The organism is Marmoricola sp. URHA0025 HA25 (genome assembly GCF_054059435.1).
Map to the genome: position 1 here is coordinate 2633034 of NZ_JBSSCD010000001.1, position 16634 is coordinate 2649667.

Below are 16634 nucleotides of genomic sequence, written 5' to 3' on the forward strand. Positions count from 1 at the left end.
GGACCACCTCTCGGCGCAGGAGAGCGCGCACTCAGCCGTCGTAGTCGAGCACGAGCCGGTCGGTGAGCGGGCGGGACTGACACGTCAGCACGTAGCCACGCTCGACCTCGTCCGGCTCGAGGGCCCAGTTGGCGTCCATGGAGACCGAGCCCTCGGAGAGATGGGCGCGACAGGTGCCGCAGACGCCACCCTTGCAGGCGTACGGCGCGTCGCCGCGCACCCGCAACAGGGCGTCGAGCACGTGCTCGCCGGGCTGGACGGTGAAGCCGGTCCGCAGCCCGCCGAGCGTCGCCGTCACCTCGGTGCCGGTTGCCGGGGAGTCCGCGACAGCGACCTGGGTCGGCGCCTCCGCGTGGAAGAGCTCGGTGTGGATGGTGCCCGGGTCCACCCCGTCCGCGACGAGTGCCTCGTGCAACGCGGTGACCAGGTCGAACGGCCCGCAGAGGAACCAGCCGTCGGCCTCCCCCACCAGCGCCGACCGGATCGCCCGGAACCGCTCTGCGTCGAGACGCCCCGAGAGGAGCTCGCTCTCCTGGAGCTCGCGGGTGAGCACGTGCACCAGCTGGAGCCGCGTCGGATGCAGGTCCTTGAGGTCGGCGAGCTCGTCGAGGAACATCACGTCGCGCTGGGTGCGGTTGCAGTCGACCACGCTCACCTGCTCGACCTCCGGGTCGGCGAGCGCGGTCGCCATCATCGACAGCACCGGAGTGATGCCGGAGCCCGCGGCGACGAACACCGGCCGCCGCAGCCCGGAGAGCGCGGTGCCGAACCGCCCCATCGGCGTCATCACCTCGAGCTCGTCGCCGACGTGCAGCTCCTCGAGCACCTTCTGGCTGAACATCCCGCCCGGCAGGCGCTTCACGCCGATGCGGAGGACCGGCGAGGTCGACGGGACGCACAAGGAGTACGACCGCCGGATCTCGTCGCCCGGCACCCGGATGGCGACGTGCTGCCCCGGGCTGAAGGTGTACGCCGCGCGCAGGGCGTCCGGCACGGCAAGGCTGAGCGCGACGGAGTCGTCGGTCAGCGGATGGATCGCAGTGACGAGCAGCGGATGGAACTCGGGCCGGGCCACGTGCTCAGTGCTCCTTGAACCGGTCGAAGGGCTCGGCGCAGTCGTTGCAGACCCACAGCGCCTTGCAGGCGGTCGAGCCGAACCGGCTGAGCTCCCGGGTGCCCGGCGAGCCGCACTGCGGGCACCGGACGGTGAGGGTGAGCGGCACCCCGGTCGTCGACGCCGCCCGAGGTGGTGCGATGCCGCCCTCCGCGAGCTTGCGCCGGCCCTCGTCGGTGAGGTCGTCGGTGGACCAGGCGGGCGCGAGCACGGTGTGCACGACCACGCAGCGGCCAGGCAGTGCGTCGTGGACCGCCTGCTCGATGTCGGCCCGGATCGCGTCCATGGCCGGGCATCCGGCATAGGTGGGGGTGATCGTCACCTGCACGACGTCGTCCTCGACCCGGACGTCGCGCAGCACGCCGAGGTCCTCGATGGTGACCATCGGCAGCTCGGGGTCGAGCACGGCCGCCACGCAGGCCCGCGCCTCGTCGGCGAGGAGCCGCCCGGTCGTCGTGGTCACCATGTCGCCCCCGGGTGCGACCGGGCGAGGTGCTGCATCTCGGCGAGCAGGAAGCCCATCGCCTCCGTGTGCCGACCGCTGCGACCGGTGCTGACGGCCGGCCTCGTCGCCGGCTCGTCGAGGGTCGCCTCGGCGAGCGTCTCGCGCACGCGGCCCAGCGCGGGACCCTCCAGCTGCGCCGGGTCCACGGCGGCGCCGCTGCTGAGCAGGTGTGGCGGGAGCCAGCTGTCGTCGAAGAGCTCCGCCACCCAGGGCCACTCCTCGTCGACCGCCGCCTGCATCCTGGTGTGCGACTCGGGCGTGCCGTCGCCGAGCCGGAGCACCCACTGCCGCGCGTGGTCGCGGTGGTAGTCGACCTCCTTGACCGCCTTCCCCGCCACCGCCGCGAGGATCGGGTCGGTCGAGTGCTGCAGCCGTGAGTAGAGCTCGCACTGGTACGCCGAGAACAGCAGCAGCCGCGCCATCGTCACCGCGAAGTCGCCGTTCGGCCGCTCCACGAGGGACACGTTGCGGAACGCCCGCTCGTCGCGGAAGTAGGCCAGCTCGTCCTCGGTGGCCGGTGGATCGGACAGCGAACCGGCGTACTCGAGCAGCAGGCGGGCCTGGCCGAGGAGGTCCAGGGCGATGTTGCCGAGCGCGACGTCCTCCTCGATCTGCGGCGCGTGGGCGATCCACTCGGTGAGCCGGTGCGAGGCGATCAGCGCGTCGTCGGCCAGCGCCAGGACGTAGTCGTGGAGGGCGGCGCCGGTGGCCTCAGATGTGGAGGTCATCGGGTACCTCGTAGAACGTCGGGTGCCGGTAGGCCTTGTCGGCCGCCGGGTCGAAGAAGCTGTCCTGCTCGTCGGGGCTCGTGGCCGTCACGGACGCGGAGGGCACCACCCAGATCGAGACGCCCTCCTGGCGGCGGGTGTAGACGTCGCGCGCGTTGCGCAGCGCCATCTCGGCGTCGGTGGCGTGGATCGAACCGGCGTGCACGTGTGCCAGACCGCGCCGGGGGCGGACGAAGACCTCCCAGAGGTCGCCGGCCGAGCGTGTCGAGTCCATCACGCGACCTCCTCGGCCCGGCGCGCGTGCTTCTCGGCGTACGCCGTCGCCGCCTCGCGCACCCAGGCGCCGTCCTCGTGCGCCCGCACCCGGGTGGCGAGCCGCTGGGCGTTGCAGGGCCCGTTGCCCTTGACCACCTCGTAGAGCTCGGTGAAGTCGATCTCGCCGAAGTCCCAGCCCTCCCGCTCGGCGTTCCAGCGCAGGTCTGGATCGGGCAAGGTCAGCCCGAGCACCTCTGCCTGCGGGACGGTCATGTCGACGAACCGCTGCCGCAGGGTGTCGTTGGAGAACCTCTTGATGCCCCAGGCCGACGACTGGGCGCTGTGGGTCGAGGCGTCGTCGGGCGGTCCGAACATCATCAGCGACGGCCACCACCAGCGGTCGACGGCGTCCTGGGCCATGGCGTGCTGGGCGTCGGTGCCGCGGCTCAGCGTCTGCAGCAGCTCGAAGCCCTGGCGCTGGTGGAAAGACTCCTCCTTGCAGATCCGGACCATCGCCCGGGCGTAGGGGCCGTAGGAGCAGCGGCAGAGCGGCACCTGGTTGACGATCGCGGCCCCGTCGACCAGCCAGCCGATCGCGCCGATGTCGGCCCAGGTCAGGGTCGGGTAGTTGAAGATCGAGGAGTACTTCTGCCGACCGCCGTGCAGAGCGTCGAGCAGTTCGTCGCGGGAGACGCCCAGGGTCTCGGCAGCGGCGTACAGGTAGAGGCCGTGGCCGGCCTCGTCCTGCACCTTCGCCAGCAGGATCGCCTTGCGGCGCAGGCTGGGCGCGCGGGTCAGCCAGTTCCCCTCCGGCTGCATGCCGATGATCTCGCTGTGCGCGTGCTGGGCGATCTGGCGGACCAGGGTCGCGCGATAGGCGTCGGGCATCGCGTCACGCGGCTCGACGCGCTCGTTGGCCCCGATCAGCTCCTCGAAGGTGGTCACGCCCCCGAGGGTAGCCCAGCGATGTTACAGACGACACGTCGCACGACGGTCCAGGTGTAACGCGTTCAGGCCAGCAGGCCGTGGCGCAGGGCCGTCGCGAGCGTGGGCGCAAGCGGGAGGCGTGGCAGCAGCGTCGTCTGGAACGCGTGGTAGATGTCCGGCTTGCCCGACCAGGTCCCGCTGCTCGGCCGATTGTCCGGCGCCAGCTCGTGGTGCCACGACCCGTGCGCGGTGTCCAGGAAGTACGCCGCGACGTGGTCCCACCACACGTCGTACCACCGTGCGTACGCCGGCTCACCGGTCGCGGCGTGCAGGGCAGCGGCCGTCGCGGTGGCCTCCGCGACGACCCAGTGCATCCGCTCGTGGACCACCGGGCGGCCCTCCCAGTCGACGGTGTAGACGAAGCCGTCTGCCCCGTCGACCGCCCAGCCGTCGCGCACCGCGGCGTCGAAGAGGGAGATCGAGTCCTCGAGCAGCCACTCGGGAGCGTCGGGTCCGAGCGCCGCTCGGAGGTGCAGCGCGAGGCGCGACCACTCCAGGGCATGGCCGATGGTCGCGCCGTACGGCCGGAAGGGGTGCGCCGGTTCGTCGCGGTTGTAGTCCGGTCGCGGCGTCCAGGTCTCGTCGAAGTGCTCCGGGATCCGCCAGTGGTTCCCGCGCGCGAGGCCGTGGACGACGCGGGTCAGGATGCGCAGCGCCTTCGCCCGCAGCTCGTCGTCGGCCAGGACGTCGGCCGCCGAGAGGAGCGCCTCCACCGTGTGCATGTTGGCGTTCACGCCGCGGTAGCCGTCCAGGACCGCGAACGCCTCGTCCCACTGCTCGACCACCATGCCGTGCTGCTCGTCCCAGAACCGGGTGAGCAGGATCTCGAGCGCCTGCTCCAGCAGGTGCCGCCCACCGGGACGCCCCGCCGCCGTGGCGCTCGCTCCGGCGAGCACCACGAACGCGTGCTCGTAGGCGGTCTTCTCGGTGGTCGCCGGTCCGCCGGCATCCACCTTGGCGTACCAGCCGCCGTGCTCGTCGTCGTGCATCCGGCCCGCCAGCGCGGCCACACCGTGGTCGGCAAGCGCGCCGGCGCCCGGCTTCCCCATCAGGTGGGCGAGTGCGTAGACGTGCGTCATCCGGCAGGTGATCCACAGCTCGACGGGCCGGTCGAGCTCGGGCCGGCCGGCGTCGTCCAGCCAGGCGAACCCGCCGTCGGGATGGCGGGCGGCGCTGCCGAAGCGCAGCAGCCGGTCTCCTTCGGCCTCGAGCCAGCGCGCGTGCCCGCTGCTGCCGAGCCGTGGTTGCGTCATCGCCTCCATGATCTCGGTCGTTGCCGCAGAGGGGAACACCCGGGCGCTCTCCGGTCCGGCGAGCCGCCCTGCTTGGATGGGCCGGTGAACGCCGATGTCTCCTGCCGGGTCGCCTGGGCCGACGACGCACCTGCGATCGCCGCCGTGCAGGTGCGCGCCTGGCGGACGTCGTACGCCGCGCTGCTCCCGGCCGACCTGCTCGAGTCGATGGCGGTCGAGGAGGTCGCTGCCGGATGGCGCGAGTCCCTGAACCGGCCACCGGATGCCCGCTTCCGCGTGCTGGTCGCGCTCGAGCGCAACCTGGTGACCGGGTTCGCGGTGACCGGGCCCGCGGCCGACCCCGACTGCGACCCGGTCGCGGACGGGGAGGTCACCGACCTCACCGTGGACCCGCACAAGCGGCGCGCCGGCCACGGGTCCCGGCTCATGCAGGCGACGGTGGACACCCTCAAGGCCGACCGGTTCACCCGGGCGGTGACCTGGCTGCCGTCCGAGGACGACGAGACCCGAGGGTTCCTGACCGCCGCCGGCTGGGCCCCGGACGGTGCGCACCGCACCCTGGACCTGACCGGCGACGGCTCCGTCCAGGTCAAGCAGGTGCGGCTGCACACCGCCCTGGCCTGATCAGGCCACGCTCACCGCGCTCCACGCCGCGGCGACCGCGTTGTACTGCGTGCTGCCCGCGCCGTAGAGGTCACGGGCCGCGTTGAGCGTGGCGGTGCGGGCACCGGAGTAGTTCGTGCTCGACGTCATGTAGACGGTGAGCGCGCGGTACCAGATCGCGGCGGCTGCGTCATGGCCGATCCCCGTCACGGTCGAGCCGTTGCAGGTCGGGCTGTTGTACGAGACGCCGTTGATGCTCTTGGCGCCGGAGCCCTCGGACAGGAGGTAGAAGAAGTGGTTGCCCACCCCCGAGGAGTAGTGCACGTCGAGGTTCCCGGTGCTGCTCGTCCAGCAGTTCGCCGAGCTGCCGTCCGCGGCCGGGTTGTCCATCCTGCGGAAGCCGAGGTGCTTCTTGAGGTCGAACTGCTCCCCGATCAGGTAGTCACCCGGGTCGTGGGAGTTGTTGGCGTAGAACTCCACCATCGTGCCGAAGATGTCTGAGGTCGCCTCGTTGAGGCCGCCGGACTCACCGCTGTAGGTCAGCCCAGCGGTGTGCTCGGTGACGCCGTGCGACATCTCGTGGCCGGCCACGTCGAGCGAGGTCAGCGGCCCGTAGCTGGTGCCGTCACCGTCGCCGTAGGTCATCTTGGTGCCGTCCCAGAAGGCGTTGACGTAGTTCGAGCCGTAGTGGACCCGGTTGTACGAGCCGGTGCCGTTGCCGAAGATGCCGTTGCGGCCGAAGGTGTTCTTGTAGAAGTCCCACGTCATGTTCGTGCCGTACTGCGCGTCCACGGCAGCAGACTCCCGCGAGGTGGTCGCGCCGTTGCCGAAGCTGTTGTCCGGGCTGGTGAACAGCGTCCCGGTCTGGCAGCCCCAGCCGAGCAGCTGGCACAGCGTCCCGTCCGAGGCGTTGCCCATGTCGGTGGTGTAGGTGTTGCCGCGGGTCGGGTCCTTGAGCTGGTACGTCGACCCGGACAGCGTCAGCTGCAGCGGCACGAGGCCTCCGTAGAGCGACTGCCCGGAGCCGTCGGCGGTCTCGATCTGCTGCTCGGTGCGGAGGACCGCGCCGGTGCGGGCGTCGACGTACGACGCCAGCCGGCTCGGCGTACCGTCCGCCTGGACTCCGCCGCTGATGACACGCCAGGTCAGCCGAGGCGTGGCGCCGGTGGCGTCGACGACGAGCGTCGCGGTCTCGGCGTGGTCACCCCTGATCGTCCGGGTGACGGCGCTCAGGGCGACGGCCGCTGCCTTGGCCGCTGCGGCGCTGACCGACGGCGACGTGCTCAGGCTCAGCGGGTTGTCGAGGGTCTCGCTCGCCCCCTTCCACGCCTCTGCCTTCGTCTGGTGGACGACCAGGTCACCGCCGACCACCTCGAGGCCGTGGTAGGTGCGGTGCAGCCGGACGTGGGAGGCGCCGTTGGCGTCCAGGACGGTGCCGACCGCCGTGAACGCCTGGTCGGCGCCGAAGGCGGTGGCTGCGAGGTGGGACTTCGCCGACGCGATCGCCGCGGCGACGACGGAGTTCCTGTCGCCGGGGACTGCGCTGCTCGCCGATGCCGAGGGGGTGAGGGCGGTGACTCCGGCAAGAGCGGCGGCAGCGGCCGCCGCGGCGAGGCCGGTCTTGAACGGGATGGGTGCACGGGTGCGCATGCGGGTTCCTTCCGAGATGGAGGACTGGGAGGGGATCCTCTGAGGTCACCTTGTCCCTTGAGCGCGCTGTTGGGAAGACCCGATCGCTGCGCCGCACGAAAGTGCAGCACGCTCACGACCCGGTGGTCGACTCAGGTCCCAGTGATCGTGCTCAGCGCCCGGTGATCGAGCTCAGCGCCCGGTGATCGAGCTCAGTCGAGATCCAGGAAGGACTCCAGCCCGACGGTCAGGCCCGGAGCCCCACCGATCCGGCGCAGGCCCAGGAGCACGCCGGGCGTGAAGGAGGTCCGGTCCATCGAGTCGTGGCGGATGGTGAGCGTCTCCCCCAGTCCTCCCAGGACGACCTCCTGGTGGGCGACCAGGCCCCGCACGCGCAAGCCATGGACGTGGATGCCCTCCACCTCTGCCCCGCGCGCACCGTCGAGGCCGCTGCTGGTCGCGTCCGGGGGGTCGCCCATCCCGGCGTCGCGGCGCGCAGCCGCCACGAGCTGCGCCGTGCGACGAGCCGTGCCGGACGGCGCATCTGCCTTGTCCGGGTGGTGCAGCTCGATGATCTCGACGGACTCGAAGAAGCGCGCAGCCTCTGTCGCGAAGCGCATCATCAGGATCGCGCCGATGGAGAAGTTCGGGGCGATCAGCACGCCGTTCTCGGGCTGACCGTGGAGCCAGCCGCGCACCTGCTCGAGACGGGCCTCGTCGAACCCGGTGGTGCCGACCACCGCATCGATGCCGTGCTCGATGCAGAACTGCAGGTTGCCCATCACCGCGTCCGGATGGGTGAAGTCGACGACCGCGTCGGCCGCCGTCGCGACCAGCGTCTCGAGGTCGTCGCCCTCGTCGATCTCGGCGACCAGCTCGAACTCGTCCGAGGCGGCGACCGCCTCGCAGACGACGCGACCGACCTTGCCACGGGCGCCGAGCACACCGACCTTGAGAGCGTTCACGCGGGTCAGCGTAGTGCGTGGGTCGGGACCACTATGCGCAGCCGATCGGCCCGAAGACTGCGCCGAGCAGTCCTCATGAATGCGTGGAAGGCCAGCCGCACCACCGGCGCGCCTCGTCTCCGAGCGTTAGACGTGTGAAGGGCGCCGACGCAGGCGGGCGGCCTCGGGCTCGGTGAGGGTTTGGAGGACGGTGCGCCCATCGTCCGCATCCGGGCACAGGCGGATCGCGGCAAATGAGAGTGCGTTGCGGGCCAAGCGCCGGCTTCGGCTTCGGCTTCGGCGGGCATTCTCGTAGGGAGGCGCGGTTAGGTGATGAGATCAAGCGACCGCACCGCCGCGTGTGAGGGCTGGGGTCTCCCCTGGGCGTCAGAGCTGGACGATGCCGTGAGTGTTCCCGTCCGGGTCCTTGAACCATGCCACCCGTTCGTCGCCCAACTCGGCGATCCCCTTCTCGTTCGTCTTGAGCCGGTCTGTGTCGTAGTGCTCGAAGGTGACGCCGTTGGCGGTCAGCTCGTCCACTGTCCTCTCCACGTCAGCGACCTCCCAGGCTGCGACCGTGCTGCCTGACTTACCGGCGCTGGCGGGCGAGGGATAGTGGATCTCACGTCCCTCTCCGCATTGGTAGGTGATCCCGCCGTCGAAGATCGGCCGGCCGTCTGAGAGCCCGAGCTTGGTCTCGTAGAACTCTCTTGCCTGGGTCATGTCAGACACCGGCACTGCTGGTTCGACCCTTGCGTCCCGCAAGCTCATGTCCGCTCCGTCTCCTCGCGACTAGAGACCGATGGAATCCCAGAGCCCTCACCTCAGTCAAGGTCGTCGGCTCGTCCGCACATCAGCACGAGAGTGCGCGTGCACGCGACGATGTGACGCACCTCGTAAGCCAGGGAAATGCGGCACCGCACTAGCACTGGCTGGGGTTCGTTGCTGCGCGCTCGCGGGGGTCCGGTGACGCAAGGATCCAGGCGAACGCACGAACACATATGGCACACCGGTTGCCTTCACAACCGAACTGGTGTACGATTGCCGTACGTCGAGGTGATACAGACGGCTCAGGCCTCGGCGGGCGAGTCCCTCGCCGCCTCCGCACAGGCACGCTGCCCGTCACAGGTGCGACCGATCCAGGTCAACGTGTGCGAGGAGGTGCCGCGATGTCGGCCGACCCGATGGTTCCGGGCGCGTTCGTGCACCCGTTCTTGCGGGGTGTGGACCAGATCGCCCTCGCGGTCGACGCCACCGCCGCGTCGCACCCGGACCTGATGAGGACCGAGGAGAAGGCACACGCGCTGCGGGAGCTGGCGCGCCTCGAGTCGGAGGTCGCCGGCCTGAGACTTCGCGTGCTGGGCTGCGCCGACGACGTCGCGGCCGCGCACGGTGCCCGTGATGCCGCGTCGTGGCTGGCCCACGAAACGCACCTCGATCGCGGGCCGGTACGCCGGGACGGCCAGCTCGCGACGGCCCTTGCCGACCGCTGGGGACGCCTCGAGGCCGGCCTCGTCGGCGGCGCGCTCAACCTGCCGCAGGCTCGGGCCTGCGTCGAGGTCCTCACCGACCTGCCCGACGACCTCGACCCGACGCTGGTCGACGCCGTCGAGGCACAGCTCGTGACATTGGCCGCGGACTGGCCGCCGAAGGATCTGCGGATCCTGGGCCGCAAGCTCCTCGAGGCGATCGACCCCGAGACCGCCGACGCGCACGAGGCACGCAAGCTCCACGACGAGGAGCGTCGGGCCCACGAGTCCACGAGCCTCACCTTCGCCCGTCTGGGCGACGGCCTCACGCGCGTGACCGCGACGATGCCGGACGCGGCCGCCAATCGGCTGGCCACCTATCTCGACGCGTTCACGAGTCCTCGTCACCAGACCGCAGCCGGCAGCGAACCCCCCGCATCCTCCTCGGAGTCCCGCGGGCCCGCGCGGGTGCAGCGCGGCCAGGCGTTCGTGACGCTGCTCGAGCTCCTCGACCCGGCGCGCCTGCCGGCCCATGGTGGTGACGCCACCACCATGATCGTCACCATCGGCCTCGACGACCTCCGGGCCGGGCTTGCCGCCGGGACGATCGTCGGCCACGACGTCGATCGGCTCAGCGCGTCCGAAGCCCGCCGGCTCGCCTGCGGCGCCGCCCTGGTCCCGGCCGTGCTGGGCTCCGAGAGCGAGGTGCTCGACCTCGGCCGGACCAGCCGGCTGTTCAGCCGGGGGCAGCGCAAGGCGCTGCGGATCCGCGACCGACGCTGTCGAGCCGAAGGATGCGACGTCCCGGCAGCCTGGACCGAGGCGCACCACAAGGATCCGTGGGCCGGTGGGGGCGCGACCGACCTCGCGAACGGCATCTGCCTGTGCAGCTTTCATCACCATCGCGCCCACGACGGCGCCTACGTCACCGACCACCTGCCCGACGGAGACGTGCGGTACCGACGCCGTACGTAGTAGAGGAGGAACCATGCCCGATCTCGGGATCGACCAGGAGGCCGAGGCGATCGTCCGTGCCCTCGCCGACCGCGCCACTGCCCCGCGGCCCCGCGAGTGCCTGGCATGCTTCGTGGCGCGGATGCTGGAGGAGTTCGGCTGCGACTGCACGCTGCGATTCGCTCGCCACTACCGAGACGTTCGTGCGCCTCGGGCATCCGGGCTCGAACGCAGGCTGGGCTCGATGGGCGGATTCTGCGACTGCGAGATCTTCCTCAACGGCCTGCAGCGCGCCGACCTGTCGCGGGAAGAGGACCCGGCGCCACCGCCGCCGCCATGCCGAGGAGCCCAGCGCGGATCCACCCAGGCGTGCGGACTGTGGATGCGCCACGGCTGGTGAGCATCGGCAAGGTTGCGGCCTAGCGGCTGGCCGGTCCCACGACTGCCAGCGTCTCGGGGCGGCTGAACAGGTCGGCGGCGAGGCTGTTGACGTCGTCCAGCGTGACTGCGTCGAGCCGGACCAGCACCTCGTCCAGGGAGAGAAGCCGGTCCTGGAACAGTTCGACCTCGCCCAGTCGGGTCATCCGCGAGCCGGTGTCCTCCAGGCTCAGCACCAGACCACCACGCATCTGCCCGCGGCCGCGATCCAGCTCGTCCTGGGTCAGGCCCGAGTCGACGATGCGTCCGAGCTCCGCCCGCACCACCTCGAGCACCTCGTCGGACTTGCCGGGCAGCGAGCCGACCGAGACGCCGACCATGCCCGCGTCGGAGTAGCTGGTCGCGAAGGAGTAGACCGAGTACGCCAGGCCGCGGCGCTCCCGCACCTCCTGGAAGAGCCGCGACGAGGATCCGCCGCCGAACGCCGCGTTCAGCACGCCGAGCGCGTAGCGCCGGTCGTCGGAGCGGGTCATCCCTCGCATGCCGAGCACCTGGTTGACCTGCTCGAACGCACGGCTGGTGCGCACGTCGCCGGACTTCGTCGCGCGGGGGCGCGCGGCGAGCCGTGGCGGCAGCGCCCGCGCGGCGTCGTCGTCGAGGAAGCCACGACGGGAGAACGCCTTCTGCACCAGGCGTACGACGTCACGGTGGACGACGTTGCCAGCGACCGCCACGGTCATCGCCGGGGCGACGTACCGGGAGCGGTAGTAGCGGTTGACCTGCGCGCGAGTGAGCGCCTGGATCGACCCGGCGCTGCCGGCGATCGGCCGGGCCAGCGGGGTGCCGTCCCAGGCCTTCGCGGCGAAGAGGTTGTGGACCACATCGTCGGGATCGTCGTCGTGCATCGCGATCTCGTCGAGAATCACCTCGCGCTCCGCCTCGACGTCGGCCGAGTCGATCCGCGAAGCGGTCATCATCTCGCCGAGCACGTCGACGGCCATCGGGAGGTCCTCGTCGAGCACGCGGGCGTGGTAGCAGGTGTACTCGCGCGCCGTGTAGGCGTTGAACTCCCCGCCGACCGCGTCGAGCGCGGACGAGATGTCCATCGCCGAGCGGCTGTCGGTGCCCTTGAACAGCAGGTGCTCGAGGAAGTGCGACGCACCGTTCAGCGCCGGCGACTCGTCACGCGACCCGACACCGACGAAGACCCCGATGGCCGCGGAGCGGACACCGGGGACGTGCTCGGACACGACCCGCAGTCCTCCCCGAAGGACGGTCCGTCGGACGCCTTCGATGAGGGTGCGGGTCGTGCCGGGCTTCTGCTCAGCGGCGAGGGTCACTCAGCCGACTCTGGGGCCGACTCGTGAGCCGACTCGTCGGACTCCGGAGCCGCGTCGCCCGCGCCCTCGTCGTCCACGACCGGCACCAGCGACAGCTTGCCGCGGTCGTCGATCTCGCCGATCGCGACCTGGATCTTCTGGCCCACGGAGACGACGTCCTCGACGTTGTCGACCCGCTTGCCGCCGGCGAGGGCACGCAGCTTGCTGATGTGCAGCAGGCCGTCCTTGCCGGGCATCAGCGAGACGAACGCACCGAAGTTCGTCGTCTTGACCACCGTGCCGAGGTAGCGCTCGCCGACCTCGGGCATCGTCGGGTTGGCGATCTGGTTGACCGCCTGCCGAGCGGCTTCGGCGGCCTCTCCGTTGGTCGCACCGATGTAGATCGTGCCGTCGTCCTCGATGGAGAGCTTGGCGCCGGTGTCGTCCTGGATCTGGTTGATCACCTTGCCCTTGGGGCCGATGACCTCGCCGATCTTGTCGATCGGGATCTTCACCGTGATGATCCGCGGCGCATACAGCGACATCTCCTCGGGAGTGTCGATCGCCTCGGCCATCACGTCGAGGATCGCCAGTCGGGCGTCGCGGGCCTGGGTCAGGGCACCGGCCAGCACGTCGGCGGGGATGCCGTCGAGCTTGGTGTCCAGCTGCAGCGCCGTGACGAACTCCCGGGTGCCGGCGACCTTGAAGTCCATGTCGCCGAACGCGTCCTCGGCACCGAGGATGTCGGTGAGCGCGACGTAGCGCATCTCGCCGTCGACCTCGTCGGTGATCAGACCCATCGCGATGCCCGCGACAGGCGCACGAAGCGGCACACCGGCCTGGAGCAGCGACAGGGTCGACGCGCAGACCGAGCCCATCGAGGTGGAGCCGTTGGAGCCCATCGCCTCGGAGAGCTGGCGGATGGCGTACGGGAACTCCTCGCGCGTGGGCAGCACCGGCAGCAGCGCGCGGCGCGCGAGCGCACCGTGGCCGACCTCGCGACGCTTCGGCGAGCCGACGCGTCCGGTCTCACCGGTGGAGAACGGCGGGAAGACGTACTTGTGCATGTAGCGGCGCGACGTCTCCGGGGAGAGGGTGTCGAGCTTCTGCTCCATGGTCAGCATGTCGAGGGTGGTGACGCCCAGGATCTGGGTCTCGCCACGCTCGAACAGCGCCGAGCCGTGCACCCGCGGCAGCACCGCGACCTCGGCGGACAGCGTCCGGATGTCGGTGAGCCCACGGCCGTCGATACGGACCTTGTCGCGGAGCACCCGCTGGCGGACCAGCGACTTGTTCAGCGAGCGGAACGCGGCGCCGATCTCCTTCTCACGACCCTCGAACTGGCCGGCGAGCTTCTCGAGCAGGCCCGCCTTGATGGCGTCGAGCTTGTCCTCGCGCTCGTGCTTGCCGGCGATGGTCAGCGCGGCAGCCGTCTCGTCCTTCACGGCAGCCTCGACGGCGGCGTACGCGTCGTCCTCGTAGTCGAGGAAGATCGGGAACTCCTCGACCGGCTTCGCGGCCTGCTTGGCCAGCTCGGCCTGCGCCTCGCACAGCTGCTTGATGAACGGCTTGGCCGCCTCGAGACCGCCGGCGACGACCTCCTCCGTCGGCGCCTGCTTGCCCTGGTTCTGCACCAGGTCCCAGGTCGTCTCGGTCGCCTCGGCCTCGACCATCATGATCGCGACGTCACCGGTGTCGGTGACCCGGCCCGCGACGACCATGTCGAACACGGCCTCCTCGAGCTGGCTGTGGGTCGGGAACGCGACCCACTGGCCGTCGATCAGGGCGACGCGGGTGCCACCGACCGGGCCGCTGAACGGCAGGCCGGAGAGCTGGGTGGACGCGGACGCCGCGTTGATCGCGAGCACGTCGTACGGGGCGTCGGGGTTGAGCGCGAGGACGGTGATGACGACCTGGACCTCGTTGCGCAGGCCCTTCTTGAAGGTCGGGCGCAGCGGCCGGTCGATGAGCCGGCAGGTGAGGATCGCGTCCTCGCCGGGGCGGCCTTCGCTGCGGAAGAACGAGCCGGGAATGCGACCCGCGGCGTACATCCGCTCCTCGACGTCGATCGTCAGGGGGAAGAAGTCGAACTGTTCCTTGGGCTGCTTGCCGGCGGTGGTCGCCGAGAGCAGCATGGTGTCGTCGTCGAGGTAGGCGGTCACCGAACCGGCGGCCTGCCGGGCGAGGAGCCCGGTCTCGAACTTGACGGTGCGGGTGCCGAACTTGCCGTTGTCGAGAACGGTCTCTACGGCGGAGACGACGGGTCCGTCAGATGAATTGTTCAAAGGGTCGTATCTCTCTACTTCGCGGAGCGAACCGCGAGCCCGCAGTGCTGTTGCCAGTATTGGGGGGCGCCTGCCCTGTATGGGGGCCGGTCTTCGATCGAGGCCCACGGGAGTCGACGGTGGTTGAGCCTGTCGAAACCCCGGAGGCCACTACCAAAGGCCGGCGTTCGCGGGCCGCTCCTGTGGGTGGTTGTTCTCTTCAGTTGTGGTCAGGTCAGTTGTGATCAGGGTGGTACTCGGTCAATGCAACACGGCGACCCACCGTGAGGCGAGTCGCCGTGCGAGAGTCATCGACGCAGGCCGAGGCGCTGCACGATCGAGCGGTAGCGCTCGATGTCGGTCTTCTCGAGGTAGTTGAGCAGCCGCCGGCGCTGGCCGACCAGGAGCAGCAGGCCACGACGGCTGTGGTGGTCGTGCTTGTGCTCCTTCAGGTGCTCGGTCAGGTGCGAGATGCGGTGCGACAGCAACGCGATCTGCACCTCGGGGGAGCCGGTGTCGCCCTCGGCGGTGGCGTACTCGGCGATGATCTGCTTCTTGGTCTCCGCGTCGGTACCGATGGACACGTGAGCTCCCTTCCATGTTCGCTGCGCGGCGCGCCGGGGCACATCCACCCGGGCACTCTTGATCCGCGGCCGTTCGACGGCAACGCCCAAGGCTATCAGCGGGTCCCGCGGAGCAGAAATCGTCGATCGTGGAGGATCCGGGCCACGTGGTGACCTGGATCCTCCACGTTCGACTCAGCTCGCCGGGGGCACCGCCGTCGGCTGCCGGCCGGTCTTGATGCCCGGCAGCGAGACCCCCGGGACCTGGGCCATCGGGAACGGCCTGATTGCCGGCGGGACGGCCTCGGTGAAGGCCGTCGCAGACGGCTTGTTGCTGTCCTGGAGGCGGGTCGGGATCGGGAACACGTTCAGCAGCTGGGTGCTGCCGTTCGTCCAGGGGTAGAAGACGAGCGGCCGGTCTTCGTTCGGGTCGTCGAGGTACTCGGACTTGCCGGCGACGTTGATCGGCTGGCCGTCCTGGTCGAACAGCTGCACCCCGACCAGCGGGCGACCGTGTCCGTCGTACGGGAAGATGTTGCTCACCGGGCGACCGTTGACGGTGACGCCGGCGTGCGCGGCGGCATCGCGGATCGAGCGAGCCCCCTGCTGGAAGCCGAGCTCGTAGGAGCGCCCCGACCCGTCGGTGCGGGTGTGGCCGAGGCCGCTGAGCACCACCGGGACCATCAGGACGGCGAAGACGTTCAGGCCCAGGAGAAGCGTGCGCAGGCCCGCACCCGTGCGCCAGCGCTCGCCGGGCCAGAGCCGACCACGGCCGAGCTGCACGCTGAGGACAACTGCAGCGATGATGACGATTGCCCCCGGGACGTTCGATCCGGGCACGACCTGCAGTGACCACTCACCGAAGAAGTACGCCGTGAGCTCGACGGCTATCCACCCGCGGAGCACCCACCACGCAGGCTGCATCGACGCGAGCACGGCGGACCCGTCGCCGGGCAGCGCCCCCGCCAACCGGTCGAACCGCCGGTGCGCGTCGTCGAGGAAGGAATGCACGCCCGCCGACAGGTCGACCTGGCGTCGCGACGGGCCCATCTCCGGAGCCAGGCCCGCGGCAGCACGGAGCTCACGCGCGTAGGCAACCGGATCGCCGAGCGCCTCCCCGCCGTGCTCCGCGACCAGGTCGGTGAGGTCGGCCTCGAGCCCGTCGAGGATCTCCCGCTGCTCCTCGGGGTCGAGATCGGCGAGCTGCGCACGCACCTTGGTCAGGAAGGCCTGCACCTCAGGCGTGACGGTGATGGTGTTCATGCGGTGGCTCCCTCTCGTGTGCGCTTCAGCAGGCCGGTGACCGTGCTTGCGAAGACCGTCCAGTCGTCACGCTGCTGCTTGAGCTGCGCGCGACCGGTCGGGGTGATGCCGTAGTACTTGCGGTGCGGTCCTGACTCCGACGGCACGACGTACGAGGTGAGCGCTCCGCCCGAGTAGAGCCGGCGCAGCGTGCCGTAGACCGACGCGTCGCCGACGTCGGACAGGCCGCCGTCGCGGAGCCGGCGGACGATGTCGTAGCCGTAACCGTCCTCGCCGTCGACCACCGCCAGCACGGCGAGGTCGAGCACTCCCTTGAGGAGCTGGGTGGTGTCCATGCGGTGCACGGTACTACGGAATGCGCAGTACTACGCACGACACACCGGCGTGTCGGAGCAGCATGGAACGA

17 protein-coding genes are annotated in these 16634 nt (G+C 70.5%); 3 read left to right on the forward strand and 14 right to left on the reverse strand.

Annotated elements, in window-relative coordinates; genetic code table 11:
- Positions 1-31 precede the first annotated feature (31 nt).
- The 6 genes from ACVW00_RS12915 to ACVW00_RS12940 form a co-directional block, all read right to left on the reverse strand.
- Complete coding sequence (locus ACVW00_RS12915) at positions 32-1075, reverse strand: 2Fe-2S iron-sulfur cluster-binding protein (RefSeq protein WP_457111304.1); 1044 nt, start codon at positions 1073-1075, stop codon at positions 32-34.
- 4 nt (positions 1076-1079) lie between these two features.
- Positions 1080-1577: a 1,2-phenylacetyl-CoA epoxidase subunit PaaD gene (gene paaD / locus ACVW00_RS12920; protein ID WP_457111305.1), complete on the reverse strand. Its 498-nt coding sequence runs from the start codon at positions 1575-1577 to the stop codon at positions 1080-1082.
- Complete coding sequence (gene paaC / locus ACVW00_RS12925) at positions 1574-2347, reverse strand: 1,2-phenylacetyl-CoA epoxidase subunit PaaC (protein WP_457111306.1); 774 nt, start codon at positions 2345-2347, stop codon at positions 1574-1576. Before paaC ends, paaD begins: the two co-directional genes overlap by 4 nt.
- Complete coding sequence (gene paaB, locus ACVW00_RS12930; RefSeq protein ID WP_457111307.1) at positions 2331-2621, reverse strand: 1,2-phenylacetyl-CoA epoxidase subunit PaaB; 291 nt, start codon at positions 2619-2621, stop codon at positions 2331-2333. Before paaB ends, paaC begins: the two co-directional genes overlap by 17 nt.
- A complete protein-coding gene (gene paaA / locus ACVW00_RS12935; RefSeq protein ID WP_457111308.1) occupies positions 2621-3547 on the reverse strand; it encodes a 1,2-phenylacetyl-CoA epoxidase subunit PaaA in 927 nt (308 codons plus the stop codon). The genes paaB and paaA overlap by 1 nt, the downstream gene beginning before the upstream one ends.
- A gap of 65 nt (positions 3548-3612) precedes the next feature.
- The gene (locus ACVW00_RS12940; protein WP_457111309.1) at positions 3613-4842 is read right to left on the reverse strand and encodes an AGE family epimerase/isomerase; all 1230 of its coding nucleotides are present in this window, start codon (positions 4840-4842) and stop codon (positions 3613-3615) included.
- 84 nt (positions 4843-4926) lie between these two features.
- On the opposite strand from ACVW00_RS12940, the gene ACVW00_RS12945 reads away from it, so the two are divergent.
- Positions 4927-5466 (forward strand): N-acetyltransferase family protein, encoded by a 540-nt coding sequence (locus tag ACVW00_RS12945; protein WP_457111310.1) that lies wholly within the window; start codon positions 4927-4929, stop codon positions 5464-5466.
- Here ACVW00_RS12945 and ACVW00_RS12950 read toward each other — a convergent pair whose 3' ends face one another.
- The 3 genes from ACVW00_RS12950 to ACVW00_RS12960 form a co-directional block, all read right to left on the reverse strand.
- On the reverse strand, positions 5467-7095 hold the full coding sequence (locus tag ACVW00_RS12950) for a M4 family metallopeptidase (protein WP_457111311.1): 1629 nt from the start codon (positions 7093-7095) through the stop codon (positions 5467-5469).
- A 191-nt stretch (positions 7096-7286) separates the two neighbouring features.
- The gene (gene dapB / locus ACVW00_RS12955) at positions 7287-8039 is read right to left on the reverse strand and encodes a 4-hydroxy-tetrahydrodipicolinate reductase (protein WP_457111312.1); all 753 of its coding nucleotides are present in this window, start codon (positions 8037-8039) and stop codon (positions 7287-7289) included.
- Positions 8040-8405: 366 nt separating this feature from the next.
- Positions 8406-8750: a VOC family protein gene (locus tag ACVW00_RS12960; RefSeq protein WP_457111313.1), complete on the reverse strand. Its 345-nt coding sequence runs from the start codon at positions 8748-8750 to the stop codon at positions 8406-8408.
- A gap of 437 nt (positions 8751-9187) precedes the next feature.
- Between ACVW00_RS12960 and ACVW00_RS12965 the strand changes: the two genes are divergently transcribed.
- Together ACVW00_RS12965 and ACVW00_RS12970 are read left to right on the forward strand one after the other, a co-directional pair.
- Positions 9188-10462, forward strand: coding sequence for a DUF222 domain-containing protein (locus tag ACVW00_RS12965; RefSeq protein WP_457111314.1), 1275 nt, complete (start codon positions 9188-9190; stop codon positions 10460-10462).
- 13 nt (positions 10463-10475) lie between these two features.
- Positions 10476-10841, forward strand: a complete 366-nt coding sequence (locus ACVW00_RS12970; protein ID WP_457111315.1) for a DUF2695 domain-containing protein — start codon at positions 10476-10478, stop codon at positions 10839-10841.
- Between the two features lie 19 nt (positions 10842-10860).
- Here ACVW00_RS12970 and ACVW00_RS12975 read toward each other — a convergent pair whose 3' ends face one another.
- From ACVW00_RS12975 to ACVW00_RS12995, 5 genes are all read right to left on the reverse strand, one after another.
- Positions 10861-12159, reverse strand: coding sequence for a M16 family metallopeptidase (locus ACVW00_RS12975; RefSeq protein WP_457111316.1), 1299 nt, complete (start codon positions 12157-12159; stop codon positions 10861-10863).
- Complete coding sequence (locus tag ACVW00_RS12980) at positions 12156-14423, reverse strand: polyribonucleotide nucleotidyltransferase (RefSeq protein WP_457111317.1); 2268 nt, start codon at positions 14421-14423, stop codon at positions 12156-12158. The genes ACVW00_RS12975 and ACVW00_RS12980 overlap by 4 nt, the downstream gene beginning before the upstream one ends.
- 287 nt (positions 14424-14710) lie before the next feature.
- Entirely contained in the window at positions 14711-14986 is a 276-nt protein-coding gene (gene rpsO / locus ACVW00_RS12985; RefSeq protein ID WP_457111318.1) for a 30S ribosomal protein S15, read from the reverse strand.
- A 174-nt stretch (positions 14987-15160) separates the two neighbouring features.
- Positions 15161-16228, reverse strand: coding sequence for an HAAS signaling domain-containing protein (locus tag ACVW00_RS12990; protein ID WP_457111319.1), 1068 nt, complete (start codon positions 16226-16228; stop codon positions 15161-15163).
- Positions 16225-16563, reverse strand: coding sequence for a PadR family transcriptional regulator (locus ACVW00_RS12995; RefSeq protein ID WP_457111320.1), 339 nt, complete (start codon positions 16561-16563; stop codon positions 16225-16227). Before ACVW00_RS12995 ends, ACVW00_RS12990 begins: the two co-directional genes overlap by 4 nt.
- Between the last annotated feature and the right edge of the window lie 71 nt (positions 16564-16634).